Origin of the sequence: Candidatus Endolissoclinum faulkneri L2 (genome assembly GCF_000319385.1) — a bacterium.
GTDB classification, from domain to species: Bacteria; Pseudomonadota; Alphaproteobacteria; order Thalassobaculales; family Thalassobaculaceae; genus Thalassobaculum; species Thalassobaculum faulkneri.
The window spans coordinates 476577-491856 of sequence record NC_019566.1; the positions used below are offsets into that span (position 1 = coordinate 476577).

12 protein-coding genes are annotated in these 15280 nt (G+C 34.4%); 9 read left to right on the forward strand and 3 right to left on the reverse strand.

Annotated features, from left to right (window positions below; genetic code table 11):
- Positions 1-858 precede the first annotated feature (858 nt).
- From A1OE_RS01465 to ccmI, 7 genes are all read left to right on the forward strand, one after another.
- Positions 859-1578: a heme ABC transporter permease gene (locus tag A1OE_RS01465; protein ID WP_015088223.1), complete on the forward strand. Its 720-nt coding sequence runs from the start codon at positions 859-861 to the stop codon at positions 1576-1578.
- A gap of 149 nt (positions 1579-1727) precedes the next feature.
- A complete protein-coding gene (ccmD, locus tag A1OE_RS01470) occupies positions 1728-1922 on the forward strand; it encodes a heme exporter protein CcmD (RefSeq protein ID WP_044283217.1) in 195 nt (64 codons plus the stop codon).
- Positions 1919-2329, forward strand: coding sequence for a cytochrome c maturation protein CcmE (gene ccmE / locus A1OE_RS01475; protein WP_015088225.1), 411 nt, complete (start codon positions 1919-1921; stop codon positions 2327-2329). Before ccmD ends, ccmE begins: the two co-directional genes overlap by 4 nt.
- Before the next feature lie 62 nt (positions 2330-2391).
- A complete protein-coding gene (locus A1OE_RS01480; protein ID WP_044283218.1) occupies positions 2392-4332 on the forward strand; it encodes a heme lyase CcmF/NrfE family subunit in 1941 nt (646 codons plus the stop codon).
- Positions 4333-4365: 33 nt separating this feature from the next.
- Positions 4366-4899, forward strand: coding sequence for a DsbE family thiol:disulfide interchange protein (locus A1OE_RS01485; RefSeq protein WP_015088227.1), 534 nt, complete (start codon positions 4366-4368; stop codon positions 4897-4899).
- Complete coding sequence (locus tag A1OE_RS01490; RefSeq protein ID WP_015088228.1) at positions 4896-5369, forward strand: cytochrome c-type biogenesis protein; 474 nt, start codon at positions 4896-4898, stop codon at positions 5367-5369. Before A1OE_RS01485 ends, A1OE_RS01490 begins: the two co-directional genes overlap by 4 nt.
- Positions 5369-6280, forward strand: coding sequence for a c-type cytochrome biogenesis protein CcmI (ccmI, locus tag A1OE_RS01495; protein ID WP_044283220.1), 912 nt, complete (start codon positions 5369-5371; stop codon positions 6278-6280). The genes A1OE_RS01490 and ccmI overlap by 1 nt, the downstream gene beginning before the upstream one ends.
- A 492-nt stretch (positions 6281-6772) precedes the next feature.
- On the opposite strand, the gene A1OE_RS01500 is transcribed toward ccmI, so the two are convergent.
- Positions 6773-7855 carry a 5-(carboxyamino)imidazole ribonucleotide synthase gene (locus tag A1OE_RS01500; protein WP_015088231.1) on the reverse strand — a complete coding sequence of 361 codons (1083 nt, stop codon included), beginning with the start codon at positions 7853-7855 and terminating at the stop codon, positions 6773-6775.
- Entirely contained in the window at positions 7852-8352 is a 501-nt protein-coding gene (gene purE / locus A1OE_RS01505) for a 5-(carboxyamino)imidazole ribonucleotide mutase (protein ID WP_015088232.1), read from the reverse strand. The genes A1OE_RS01500 and purE overlap by 4 nt, the downstream gene beginning before the upstream one ends.
- 645 nt (positions 8353-8997) lie before the next feature.
- On the opposite strand from purE, the gene ribA reads away from it, so the two are divergent.
- Together ribA and A1OE_RS01515 are read left to right on the forward strand one after the other, a co-directional pair.
- Positions 8998-10164: a GTP cyclohydrolase II gene (gene ribA / locus A1OE_RS01510; RefSeq protein WP_015088233.1), complete on the forward strand. Its 1167-nt coding sequence runs from the start codon at positions 8998-9000 to the stop codon at positions 10162-10164.
- Positions 10165-11416: 1252 nt separating this feature from the next.
- Positions 11417-11767 carry a hypothetical protein gene (locus A1OE_RS01515; protein ID WP_015088235.1) on the forward strand — a complete coding sequence of 117 codons (351 nt, stop codon included), beginning with the start codon at positions 11417-11419 and terminating at the stop codon, positions 11765-11767.
- 966 nt (positions 11768-12733) lie between these two features.
- Here the strand turns inward: A1OE_RS01515 and A1OE_RS01520 are convergent.
- Positions 12734-13702, reverse strand: a complete 969-nt coding sequence (locus A1OE_RS01520) for a DUF2333 family protein (protein ID WP_015088237.1) — start codon at positions 13700-13702, stop codon at positions 12734-12736.
- Positions 13703-15280 lie beyond the last annotated feature (1578 nt).

The following is a 15280-nucleotide window of genomic DNA, read 5'->3' on the forward strand; positions in this document are numbered from 1 at the left end:
TTAAAGATTATTATCTGCATTTCAAATCTTTGATATTTTTAATGATTTCAGGGATAATACCCTTACAAAGCTAAATCATTATGTTAATTTTTTTGTTGTTCAGATTTAAATTCATAGATGAATAGCTTGAACAAGCCAAGGCAATTAATTGCACGACAGCTTTAACTGTTTTATTTTAAATAGAATAAATATAAATATTTTTTGTATATAAAGGTTCAGAAAATTTGAGCAAAAGCATTACTGGTTGTTTTAGAATTACTCTATATATTATGGAGAGGAATATTATAATAGCTTTTTAGCATAAGGCTATTGGGAATAAATATTAATTACAAAATATTTAGTATAAGTTTTGACAATAGAAGCTATTATTTTATTATTAACAATGATATAGATAATTTTATTGTCTTAGGTATTTCTTGCATAAGCTCTCGATATAGAACTATGATTTAGTTATAAGTATAGGTAAATTATCAATAATGTATTATACATTAAAAATTTATTAAGGAGAGGCATTATATTTGTTTTAACTTAACGCCATCAAAATACCTGCGCTATGCTTAGTAGCGCAGGTATTTTGATGGCGTTAAGTATTATTTTTAATTTATCGAAGTTAATTTTTTTTTTTTAAAAATACCATCTGATTTAAGTTTTTTAAAATAAAATCATAAGCCGAATTAAATTATGAATAGCAAATCTACTAAATTTATAAACTGAACATCAGTACAATCTAAATCATTTATGTTACAATGTATTAGTATACATTGTAATTATTCAAATTTATTATAAAATGTCGCAATAACTAATAGATTAGAACATAATGATGCCACTTAAATTAAGTGAGATATTTAGGAGTATATTATGCACTATCCTAGCAATATGAACCGCTTTTTTTGTATTGCTAACGCAATTTTGCCTATATTCTGTGTAGTATCTGCGGGAATGTTTCCTGTTGGATTGTACTACGCTCTAATTGAAAGCCCAGCAGATTATCTCCAAGGAGATACAGTAAGAATTATGTATGTACACGTACCCGCTGCATGGGGTGCAATGATTTGCTACCTAATTATGGCAACGGCGAGCGCTACTTTTCTTATTTGGAATCATCCATTGGCGGATCTTGTTGCTCGTGCAGCTGCACCGATCGGTGCAAGTTTTACGTTGATCGCTCTGGTTACTGGCTCTTTCTGGGGGCAACCAGTATGGGGAACTGGTTGGGTATGGGATGCTCGTTTAACTTCAGTGTTAATCTTGTTTTTCCTTTATCTAGGCTATATAGCTCTGGTTAATGCTTTTGAAGATCCAGATCGAGGTGGAAGATCTGGTGCAGTTTTGGCACTGGTTGGCGCTATTAATGTGCCAATCATTAAATTTTCTGTCGACTGGTGGAACACTCTACACCAGTCTTCTAGCTTGTTGCGTATACATGGCCCATCAATAGCGCCTGAAATGTTGCTGCCTTTATTGTTAATGGGATGTGCATATTTTTCCTTGTTTGTGGTGATGATGATTCTTCGGTTGCGCGGTTTATACGCTGGACGACTTTTACGTCAAATGAGAATGGCTGCAACGTCTAGATAATCAAAAATACATTTGCTTTTGTCCTGTGCCCACTAAATGCTACTAAGATATTCTTTATCGGACTTGAATTTGTTCTTGTAGTTTACAATGCTGTAATTGTACCGCTTGCTATACACAAATTGTACTATGCGATCTTAGGAGAATTGGGAATGGACTATTTCTCTATGGGTGGATATGCGGCCTATGTTTGGCCTTCTTATGGTCTGGCAGTGCTCATATTGTTAGGTATTTTGATAAACTCTTGGAGTATTACGCGCCGCTGTGAGGCTGATTTGATTTACATGCATCAAAATAGGTCTAATGTAGAGCTTGCTTCAGTAGCCAATGCGGAAAAAATAAGATGAGCAATAGAAAATATCGGGTGACCATGCTAATTGGCTGTCTTGCTTTTATCGCTACCGCAGTTGCTTTAGTGCTTATTGCCTTTGAAGATAGCGTTGTTTTCTTTTTTACTCCAACTGAGCTGCAATCAAAGCAGATCAATCCGGAACGGCGTATTCGTGTTGGCGGGCTGGTAGAGGATGGTTCTACGCAACGGGGGCCTTCTGACGCAGAGATCCGTTTCAAGGTCACCGATGGTAATACTAGTCTAACTATTCGCTATATTGGAATTTTACCTGATTTATTTCGTGAGGGTCAAGGCGTAGTTGCTCAAGGTTATTTGCATAACGCTGTATTCCAAGCGGATGAAGTATTAGCCAAGCACGACGAGACTTATATGCCCAGGAATTTAGCTACTGCTATTAAATAATCAAAATAGAATAGCTACTGAAAGTATATAAAATAAAACACAAAAAATTGGAGGAATAATTTTTGATTGTGGAACTTGGCCACATGGCGCTTGTCATAGCTTTAGTTGTATCAGTATTTCAAACGATAATTCCTCTTTATGGTACGGCTTGTCAACAGCCTAGATTAATATCTTTTGCTTGTCCAGCTGCTATTGTTCAATTTACTGCACTAGTACTATCCTTTGGATCATTGATTAATGCGTTCGTGGCCTCGGATTTCTCTGTAGCTAATGTAGTTGATAACTCTAGTTCTCTAAAACCTATGCTTTACAAAGTTGCAGGCGTGTGGGGAAACCATGAAGGATCCATGTTGCTTTGGGTGTTAATTCTATCTTTTTTTGGGGCTTCTGTGGCGATTTTTGGAGCTAATTTGCCAGAAATTTTACGTGCGCGGGTCATAGCAATACAAGGTTTAATTGGTGCTAGTTTTTTAACATTTATAATATTTACTTCTAATCCATTCGTCAGAATGATTCCAGCTCCAATAGATGGACGTGGACTAAATCCTTTACTGCAGGATATTGGTCTTGCTCTGCATCCTCCTATACTATATTTAGGTTATGTTGGTCTTTCAACTACATTTTCTTTTGCTGTAGCTGCTCTTTTAGAAGGTCGTGTTAGTCGTTCATGGGCACGCTGGGTGCGTCCATGGATTTTAGCCGCTTGGGTGGCACTGACTGCAGGAATCACACTTGGCTCTATTTGGTCTTATTACGAACTTGGCTGGGGAGGATGGTGGTTCTGGGATCCAGTTGAAAATGCTAGTTTTATGCCTTGGCTAGTGGCTACCGCTTTATTGCACTCGGTAATTGTGCTGGAAAAGCGCAACGCTCTTAAACGCTGGACTGTTTTGTTGGCCTTAGTTGCTTTTGCCTTTTCGTTGCTTGGTACTTTCTTAGTACGTTCAGGCGTATTGACAAGCGTGCACTCTTTTGCTGTTGATTCTCAACGTGGTATTTTCATGCTTGTTCTACTTTCCGTTACAATCGTTGGTTCTTTATTTCTTTATGCTTGGCGAGCGCCGGCTATAGAAAGTAGTGAAATTTTTTTCTTCATCAGTCGTGAAGGCGCTTTGATAACAAACAACCTTTTTATGATAACTGGAGCAACTACTGTACTAATAGGTACAATTTATCCTTTGTTTCTGGAGAGTATTTCTGGAGAGAAAATTTCTGTTGGTCCACCATTTTTTGAGTCTACTTTTGTACCGCTTATGGTGCCGTTGATTTTAGCTGTCGGTGTTGGCCCATTTTTGACATGGAAACGTGACAATTTAGTAATTGTTGTAAAAAATGTATTTTTTGCAACAGTTTGTTTATTTATGGTATTTGTATTTCTTTGGGGTGTGCCAATCGGTGCGATGTTTGGCCTGGCTTTGGCAGTTTGGCTAATGTTGTCTGTATTAACTGAATGGGCTCACCGTGTGCGTTTATTTCGAGTATCACTTTTTTCCTCTTTATCTCGTGCGCTTGTATTACCCCGTTCGGCCTACGGGATGTCTATCGCTCATTTTGGATTGGCGGTATTTATTTTTGGTGCTGTCGGTAATAACTTTTACAGCACAGAGGTTGTGCGGTACGCTTCTCCTGGAGAGAAGATAAAAATTGCCGGACATACTTTAACTTTTCAAAGTGTGAATGCGGGAAAGGGGGTTAATTACGATTCATATGTGGGTAAATTTGTTATGGAAAATGGACAAGTGATTGAATCAGAACGTAGATTTTTTCCCATAGAAGGTCAGCAAACAACTGAGGTTGGGCTGTGTATTCGACCTTTAGGTGATATTTATACTGTTTTAGGTGAGGCAGTTGCGCGCAATAAGTGGACTATACGAATTTATTACAATGCTTTTGTAGTTTGGATTTGGATTGGAAGTTTTTTAATGTCATTGGGAGGCTTGCTGTCATTTCTCGATTCTCGTTTACGCATTCGTCTTCAGGGGTCATGCGCCATCATTCGATGATAGCGTTAATAGTTCGAGAAGATCAGTGATTCAATGTATCGTTTTCTTTCGATAGTACCAATCCTTATAGCTATCATTTTGCTAGCTGTCTTGGTCTGGCCAATTTTGGAAGATCGCAAACCGGAAGAGCTGCCATCAGCATTGTTAAACAAGCGATTTCCTATTTTTGATTTGCCTGGATTATATCCTAAAGCTCCCCGACTAAGATCGGATAATTTGATGGGTAAGCTAGTGATAGTGAATTTTTTTGCCTCTTGGTGCGTTCCTTGTCGTACTGAAATTAGAGAACTGAAGACTATCGCTAGCAATGGTGTAAGCATTTATGGCATAGCATATAAGGATGACATGGAGACGATACGTCGATTTTTGTCTAATTTTGGAAACCCATATAAAATAGTAGGTGTAGACCACGATGGTCGTACTGGCCTTGAATTTGGTGTTTATGGTGTGCCTGAAACTTATGTAATTGATAGTAATGGATTTATTCGCTACCGACATGTTGGTGAATTAAGTAGTAGGATGATTAAAAACATTTTATTACCTTTGTTGAATAAGTTAGCGCAATGATTCCGTTAATTATTTTATACTTTCTATTGATTAGCACTGAATCATCATTTGCTGTAGAACCTAACGAAATGATTGACGATCCTATTCTTGAGGCTCGTGCTCGTATAATTAGTGCTAATGTTCGTTGTCCTGTCTGTCAGAATCAGTCAATTGACGATAGTCACGCTGAATTGGCTCACGATTTGCGTTTATTGGTGCGCGAACGAGTCATGGCTGGAGAAAGCGATGAGCAGGTTTTTGAATTTCTAGTTAATCGCTATGGGAAATTCATTCTTTTAAAACCGCCAAAGATATTCGGTACTTTGCTGCTCTGGTATGGCCCTGTCGGGTTGTTTATTCTAAGTATTATCGTATTAATTTTTTCTTTTTCTCGACGCTATAAATCAGCTGCACCTGTACCATTAACTCCAGAGGAGCGAATACGTTTGGTAAAATTTTTAGGCAAGCATAAAAATAACAGGAGATCATAGTGACTTTTTGGTTCTGGGTGGCTGCTAGTATTTTAATGTTTATTGTAGTGCTTGTTTTAATTATTCCGCTATTGCGCCAGCATACTGCATCAATTCCAAGAGCAGCATATGAGCTAGCTGTATTAAAAAATCAATTTGCTGAAATAGAGAGTGACGTTGTTTTCGGAGTCATTAGCAAGGAGGAAGCTAATGCTAATCGAATAGAGGTAGAGCGGTGTATGCTAGCCGAAATTAACGTAGCAGATACTTTTGTTCCATTATCTACTAATAGACGATACGATTTTATACTTGCCGCATTGATCGTAATTTTCTTACCATTGACAACTAGCTTACTCTATCTGAGTGTAGGCAATCCGGGGATGCCTGATTTACCGCTATCGATTCGCTCAGAGGAGATAGAGGCTGATATAGTTCAATTTGTTCAAAAGCAGCGCAACATCATGGAGATGGCACGTAATCTAGAAAATCGCCTTAGCGTTCAGTCGAACGATCTGGATGCTTGGATGTTACTTGGTCGAGCCAGGTCGGAGCTTGGAAATTTTAAACAAGCTATTGTTGCTTTTCGCCAAGCTATTAAACTTGGTGGTAAATCTGAGGCAATGGGTGAAATGGCTGAAACTATGGTACGCATTGACCATGGAATTGTTAGCGCTAAAACTTATAAGATTTTTCAAAATATATTAAAGATCGTTCCAGGTGATCCTCGTGCCAGATATTATTTAGCCTTAGCAGCGTTACAAGCAGGCGATGTTAATTCCGCATTACGACAGTGGTTGTTATTAGTCGCTGATACTCCGGTAGACAAGAATTGGGTTGGAAACTTGCTGAAACGCATTGAAGAGGTGGCTAATGATAATAAAATTGATCTAGCAGCAATAAAGAAACAGATTCTGCTTGATCGTATACAATAATCTAAATATTTACGTTGATCATATTAATGAACAAATTACTACAAGGCCTATCGTATAGGCAGATAAATTGTTATCAATGGTTAGAGGGCTATTATTGCCAACAATTTATTAATTTCTCTGAGAGACAATCCAAGTAATATTTAAGAGCAATTGTTTATGCGCAATTAAAGGATTCGCTTGTGAAAATTACAGGGAAGCCTAACGTTAGCTCCAAGTGGATTTTATATTTAAATATACTATGTTCGCCCTTTGCTTCCAGCAGGATTTAAAATAAAAAAACAAAATATTTCCAAAGGAAATATTTTAAAGTTGTTGATAGAATAGGTTCCTTTCTGCCTATTAAATTAGAAGTAATATTATTTAGCTAAAGAGGAATAATTACTGCAAGTAAAGGTAAAACGATAAAAGCTAAGACAATATGGAAATAGATGCTGAAAAGTATAAAAAAATATTCAATGTTCTGTGAAATTATTTAGCGATGCATATCTTACTCTAGATATTAACAAGTCTTCTATTAATATGGCCCATTTTGCGCCCGGGACGAATTTCCTTTTTGCCATATAGGTGTACATGAGCAAAAGGATCTAGCAGGTAACTTGAAGTATGGTTAATATCGTCTCCAATTAAGTTAAGCATTTCGCTTGCTACGAGCATATCAGTTGAACCTAGTGGTAAGCCGACGATTGCACGCACAAACTGTTCAAATTGAGAAGTGGCGCAACCATCCATGGTCCAATGACCTGAATTGTGTGGCCTGGGTGCAAGTTCATTAATTAAAATTCTACCAGAATCGGTTATAAAAAATTCTACTGTTAATAATCCTACGATGTTTAAAGCGGCGATTAGAGTTTCAGCTGCCTTGTTAACTTTTTTGGCCATTACTTCGGAAATATTAGCAGGCACCGAAGAACGACGAAGGATACTATTTTTATGTTTATTTTCAGTAACAGGGAAGCATGCAATATTGCCCTTTGTGCTGCGTGCCGCTATAACTGAAACTTCAATAATGCACTCAACCTCTTTCTCTAAGATAGCTTCACTACTACCCAAATCTTTCCAGGCGGTCGCCAAGATAGAATCTGAGTCAATTCGTATTTGACTTTTGCCATCATAACCAAACTGGCAAGTCTTTAGGATCGCAGGTACACCAATTACTGTTAAAGCGTAAATCAATTCATCTAACGATCTTACTCCCAAAAAATTTACGGTTTCCAGTGCATTATCGCGAATAAATCTCTTTTCCAGAATTCGGTGACGTGTAATTGTTAGCGATTTTGCTGTGGGGCGTACCATGACTCGCTTCATCAAGTATTCAACAGTAACACAAGGTACGTTTTCAAATTCAAAAGTGACTACATCTACGGATTTGGCAAAAGCATCTAATGCGGCCCAATCGTTCCAGGCAGCTGATGTTGCAGCAAATGATACCTGAGCTGCTGGACTGTCTTCAGCATGCGGATCGTAGATATGGCAAATATAGCCAAGTGATGCTGCGGCAAGAGCAGTCATACGCCCAAGTTGTCCAGCTCCCAAAATACCTATTATTGCATTTGTTGAGAGAGGAACATTAATCATGATTCGCACTCTTCTATCAGAGGAAATTCGGCAACTAACTCAGTGCACGCTTTACGCCAGGTAGTTAGAGCTATATCAGCCTTAGGATCGGATAATGCAATGATAGAGGTAGCCATTAGCCCAGCATTAATTGCCCCTGCCTTACCAATCGCCAAGGTCCCAACCGGAATACCACTAGGCATCTGCACGATTGATAATAAACTATCCCAACCAGACAAAATATCACTTTCTACCGGCACCCCTAATACCGGTAAGGTTGTCATAGAGGCAATCATGCCAGGTAAGTGCGCAGCTCCGCCAGCAAAAGCAACAATCACTTTTAATCCCCTATCTTTAGCTGTTTCAGCATATTTTATCATACGTTTTGGGGTGCGGTGAGCCGAAATAATCCGAGTTTCATACGAGATTTTTAAATCATTTAATACTTCACATGTATACCTCATGGTTGACCAATCTGATTGGCTGCCCATTATAATGCCAACTCTAGGGGATGTCATTCTAGTCTCCGAGTTTGTTGGTTTAGTCTACGACTACCCGAAGCATCAAAAAATAGCAAATTATCATTACATAACTTTCACATCCAAAAAAACAACTAACTTTAGCCAGTAATTCGACTTGAAATAGATTATAACGGTAGAAAAATTTAGGTTCAATAGATTTTAATACAACTGAATTTTGCTAGATAAGTGAATATCTATTCACTTATCTAGCAAAATTCAGTACTCTAGCAAATAAATTTAAAGTTAGACTTGCCTTACTAGTATTTGTTTTGTATTAGGCTCTAATATACTGATTAAATCAGCTTAAGAATAATAAATTTATCGCATGATTAATAGTGACAGAACATATAATTTTATTTTAGCTTGTGGAATCAATAACGCATTAACATAACTTAATTTTTATATACGTATAATAAACTATAGGATGTACTTAACACGGATTTAATCCGCTAGTAATTATGCATAACTTTTAATATAAAATATTAAAAAGTTATATTTTATGCAGCTGCTAGCTATCATAAACCTTTTAGAGTTTAGTTAATTACGTTAATGCGGCATTCGCAAAACTATAGTACTATTATTCAGCTCTCTAGGAGAGCTTTGCTCCAATGTTAATTGATCGCGATCATCATGTAGGATGATATGCCTGCTGTTCGTAATTCATCTATTGAATCTAATAGTTCAGCTCGGCCTTTTGTGCGTGCAACAGGGCAAATCGCTGTCGACCGGGCTATTGCTGAATTACGGCGTGGTGGATTGGTGGCTATTCGTGCTAGCCGCGATCTTGATCGTCTGGCGATAGCTGCTGGTAGTGAGATGGCTACACGTGAACTTATAAGCCAAATGTCGGCTATAGCAGGCTCCGAGCCACGAGTGGTATTGACGCGCAATCGGGCGGTAGCAGTTCTTGGTTCGGGCACCGAAGCGCCAGCTGTATCAGTCGCTATGGCTCATGATCTGGATGTTGACTCTGTCTTGGATCTTGCAGATCCGACACGTCATGCTTGTATTCCATCTGGTCTTACAGCTTTGCCTGAAAGAGCTGATACGCCAGCAACTGCTGCAGTAAAGCTAGTAAAGTTATCTCGCTTACTTCCCAGCGCATTAGTTGCTTCAGTACATGGCATTTCAGCCTCGACTATTACTGCTTGGGCTCGGGAATTGACACTGCTAGTAGTTGATGCTGTAGAGATTGAGCGTTTTGCTGAAACTAGTGCTCATAGGCTAATACGTGCAGCAACGGCAAAGGTACCAATGGCTGATGCTGAGCATTGTGAAGTGATCGCTTTTCGTCCGATGGATGGTGGGACTGAGCATGTTGCGATTCGTATCGGAAATCAAGACAGCAATGTCAAACCGATCATGATACGTATTCATTCTGCTTGTTTAACCGGAGATTTATTAGGTAGCCTTCGTTGCGATTGCGGAGAGCAACTTCGTGGTGCTATTCGTGAAATAGCTGATAGTGGTGGAGGTGTTTTACTGTATTTGTCTCAGGAAGGGCGAGATATTGGTTTGATTAATAAACTGCGAGCTTATACTTTGCAGGATCTTGGAGCTGATACGGTAGAAGCTAATACGACATTAGGCTTTGACGATGATGAAAGGGTGTATTTTCCGGCTGCTGAAATGTTGCGCCAACTTGGGATTAATAGAGTTCGTTTAATGACTAATAATCCTTCTAAAGTTAACCAACTCGCCGCTTGTGGAGTTAAGGTAGTAGAACGTGTACCTCACATTTTTGCTTCTAACAGCCATAACGAGCGTTATTTAGCAACCAAGGCCAAGCGTTCAGGACATTTATTGTAAATGTCTATTTACAATAAATGTTAATTTAGTTTTTTGTATTGATTTGATGATCAAATCATTTTACTTCATTATCTAAGTACCTTAATGGAAATTATCGGTGCTTGGTATTTAATTTAACTTTTAAATAAATTTTTAGTGAGATTAATGCTTGTGTTGAAAATTTTTCAATTATGGTATAGAAAATGCTGCTTAATTATGCGTTAATGGAATAATAATTGCTTGCTAGGCATTGCTTTTATTTTTAAAAAGATAGCTTATGTAATTTTATTATATAATGGTTGTATTTCTCATCCAATATTCTACCAGCATAACATTAGTCAACAGCTTTATTATTGATGGTATAACAACCGAAATAGCTCTAAAGCATACGGATAATTACTCGATTGTGTTAATTTTAATGTTTTTGAATATAATATAAATAAATGTTTTGTATTATCCATTTTATGGATGTCATTTAATATATTTATCTACAACTGACAGTTGTTAATATAATTATACTGACTTATTATTACATAGATTATTCATCAATGCAACATATTTTATTACTAGTAATAACATGGTATAGTATGTTTTTCTTACTTAAATTAAGTATAATAATTATTATCTCAATTAGGATAAACAATATATAATATATCTAATTATATATTGTTTATCCATTATAATTAGCTGACTTTTATCTAACTAGTACTTGCAATAATTAACAGATCGCTAATTTATTAATCTTTTAATTATCTCCACTAGCCTTTATATAATTGATTTATCTATCGTATTTTTTTTGTTATTACTCACGCGAATGCAAACAACATTATGCATAACTTAAATTTTTTGTTGTCAAGCTAATAGCGCATTGAACTTATACTGCTTGCTTGATACACCATTACAATCAAAGTGTTTGTGTCAATAAATATTAAATGTCAATTATACAATATTGCTTTCTACTCTTAATCATTTATTGAGTATTAATTTTTAATTTTGCAATGTTTTACTCCTTACTTGAAATTTTACCATTCAAATGTTGCACAAACTTACTGCAAAATTTATACAATAAACCTAAATGCTGTTTAGGTTTAGAAAAAACGATAAAATAAGAAAGTTCTTTATCCTAAAAGCAATAAACAAATTACTACTTTACTTTTTCTTACACTAATTTTAATGCAGAAAACTAAGAAAATATACCACTGTAATGGCTAAGTTGATTTAGTCATTTAATTACAAATAATGTAACTTTAATTGCAGAGAACATTATTGACAAATGAATGAAAAAATAGTCGCTTCTTTGTTGCGTGTAGTACTTAAAGATTTAGCACGATCTAAAAGTATAATTACATACGCGAATCTTGCTCGTTCTGCTAAAGTTCCTGGGCCATATTTTATTCACAAAACCTGTATAGCACTGGAGCTAATAATAGAACAGGATGTCGCGAAAAATCGACCGCTGCTTGCAGCTATCGTTATTTCTAAAACTCGTAACGAATTGCCTGCACCAGGATTTTTTCAACATTTAACCAAGCTAGGTGTCTATTGTGGTCCAGAACAGGGCAAGGAAGCAGCGATATTTCATGCATGTGAATTAAAAAAGGTCTGGGACTTCTATTGTGATTGAATGTGCAATAATAAATTTTTTCTTTCGATTATTTTAAAAGTTTTTACTTATTAAATAAAGTGTATATAATTGTATTATCTATTATATTTATCGTATTCTGCATTCAAGATTGAATTCCCAATACTTCTCTTGAAGTATATTATTAGGCAATAGCACTTGCTGTGCTGCATTGAAGTTAAATAGGATAATATTCTTATTAAACATATTGCTTTATGCGGCAGTATAAACGGAGAATAAGATTATCACTATCGATACTACTTGATAAATGTTAAAGATTTGTTCATTTATTTTGACATTAAATCAAATTTTTTGCTTAATCTTTGTTTGTAACAATCTATCTTAGTAAATAATAAATAACAATATGATTTATTGTTTTAAAAAGTAAAAAATTTGATCTTTCCTCGACGAATATTACAATCGATCAGTTAATGTTTAATATTATACTTATTACTGACTTTCAAGGTTTTAGTCATAATATTCGTAAATCATTTTGATTGAAGTATTTTAATCATAGTATTAGTTTACAATTTCGCATAAAATTTTTTTTATAGACTAAGTTATGTATCTTACAATTAACTTTTTTAAGTGATTAATCACACCTACGATAAAATATTATTTTATTTCTATCCACTAAGCATTTTTAACTTATGTTAATCATAGGCGTTAACTTGCTAAAAGTTGGTATTTTTCTGACATAGCAGATAAACAAAAGCAATACTTTTTAAAATATTTTAACTAATCTAATAATAATTCAATTTTTGGATAAAAATAATAGAATAATAAATTATAGCAAAAACTCAGATTTAAAATATTGCTTATTGTACAATAACTAACATTATTAGTACTAATATAACCAAAAATTAATTTTTACTTAATTTTATTAAAGGCTAAATATTTTTCTACTAGCATCTAACAAAAGTCTTATGATAAAATCATGCTCTGAAGTTAAATATGAGATAACACTACTTACTTCATAAGTATGTTAGTAATCTCGCGTAGTTGTGTTCTGGCACGCAAAAGATAAAATCCCTGCACCGCTAGATGATTCGGAAGGTATATACCGTTTGGCCTATTATTCATTACTACTAGTGGCTGCAGGAGGGCTGCTTGATTAAACGATTTCATCATTTGCTCCCAGGCAGGTAGTAATTGTTTATCATGAATTACTTTATTAAAGTCTTTCTCAAGCTCATGCAATAATATATAATATCCGTATAGTTTTCCTTTAATTCCGTAGAATATATCGTCGACTTTTGTATCTATCAATAATGGATGCGAATTAGTTAGATATTTATCCGTTGTAGCCGAGGCTGAGCCTAAGTCTGCAGCTATTCTATCTAAGGTGGATATTAAGTTGTCTGAACGTTCTTCAAAAATGGCTTTACTGTTTGCAAGTCGAGAATTGTATGATTTTAGAGCTTTAGATGCTGCGCGATATTGAGTTTCCGATGATGGTGTTGGTAAAAACGAAGTAGAGAGATCAAAAATCCATACGTTACCTGGATATTTTAGCAGGCCAGCAGCTTTATCGAGATCAGAATCTACTTCTGATGAGCCTCGAGTACGGCCGATTTGATCAGCCATTTCTATAGTAAAGCGAGATAGCGCATAAAGAATGCCTTGTTGATAGTTTAACATATTATCAAGAAGGGCTGAAGGGTAGAAAAACGGGTCATTGGGCGTCCAGAAATGAGTATCAACTTCACGATCAATTAGTGCAGCAGTTGCGCTCACAGCGTAGCTGCCACCTTCTGGTGGTTTGATGGCTCTAAATTTAAGATCATCTTCGATATTATTTATTATATAAGCGCCTAATAAGTAGTATAGCAAGATCAAAATAAATATACTAATTATATAATTGCTACTAAGCTTAATAAGGCTAGTAACTGCTGCTGTACGGCATTTTTGAGTAAAATATTCACCATTTATTATCATTTTTATTTGCCTGAATATAATTATTCTGGTGAGAATACTATAAATTTATAACATATTATCCAATAATTTTCTTAATTTATTATAACGCTTATCATATAAGCTTTTTTAAGGAGAATAAGTATCTTGAAACATTTCCAATAGCTAAATATTTGCTATTCGGCTATTGTTTAAAAAACGATTTATTTAACATGCTTTATAATATTTTATTCTAATTGCATCATCATTTAATTTAAGTCGCCTAGAGAAGATTTTTAGTATTTTGCCTTAGTTATGTAATACTTAATGACTTTTAGTCGTAAGTAAAAAAAAATTATCTGAATTACAGGTATACACTGCGGTATTTATTTTAAATTAGTATAGTAAAATTATACAAGTTAAATTTTTGCTGTTAACTATATCATATGTACAATAAATACTTAATAAAAATTAATATTTGTAATTAGCTGAAATTTCATTCTTATTGCTTTATTTTTTAGACATTAGATTTAATTTATTTTACTCATTTAACAAATTAATTGAGCTTAACATTATAAGATAAATGGTAAGTAAGTTATTTTTAGCAAATGATTTCACAAAATTTTGAATTATATTTCGTTAATTGTACTTAAAGCATTTATTTTTTATAGCAAATAAATTTCTTGTATATAAAACATTCTAAAGTATTAACCATTTAGTTCTCTAATCTAAAGAATTAAAATAAAAAGTTTTATTGTTATAAAATTCACTAAAATATTAAATATTTGATGTAATTTTTTATGGCCATGTGTTAATATTTTAATTAATTTAACTAATGGCTAATAGCTGATTGATTTCTTTTTTTTCTTGAAAATTAACAAAGTGTGTGCGTGTAGTTATTAATATAATAAAAAATTTTGCTATTAACCTGGAATTGAGGCAATAGCATAGTTGCTATGTTTTAATCAAAATTATTTGAGGTATTAAATTTATGGATAATTGTTCAATATGAAATTAGTAGCTGTGTCGGTTTGTAAATCGATATTAAGATCTTTTATTTACTTATAATATTTGAATAAGATAGCCTGATATTAGTAGCATCATAGTAATTTTATTATAATTGGTATGTTGGGATAATCACTTATAGCATTATCAACTTTAAATTATAGTTTATAGATTGTTACAATCTCAGATGAAATTAATCTATGTTTGTGCTTAACAGCGTGGATCTTTTTTTTTTAAAAAATTTATAGCATGAATTAACATCATTTAATTTTTATTCAACAAATTTACACAACAACAAGCACTTTATAATTTAGCATTTAATAGGTTGATTTGCTTAATATTATAAGCAGTCATATTATTAATATAATAAACGCATCTATAATAAAAACAAGTTATAGTTTTGTTAATCATGGTTGACTGAGTAGTAATTACGTAATAAATCTGATTTATTTATCAGATTAAATTTATCACTAAGAGCTAGTTAATAGATCTTAATTAAAATATTATTGCAACATATTGGCGAATGATATTAGTTATTATTTAGTGCTGAATAATTATACTTTTATTATTAGCAAGCTATTTGTTAACAGGAGAATATCTTTACGTAAGATTGCTTAG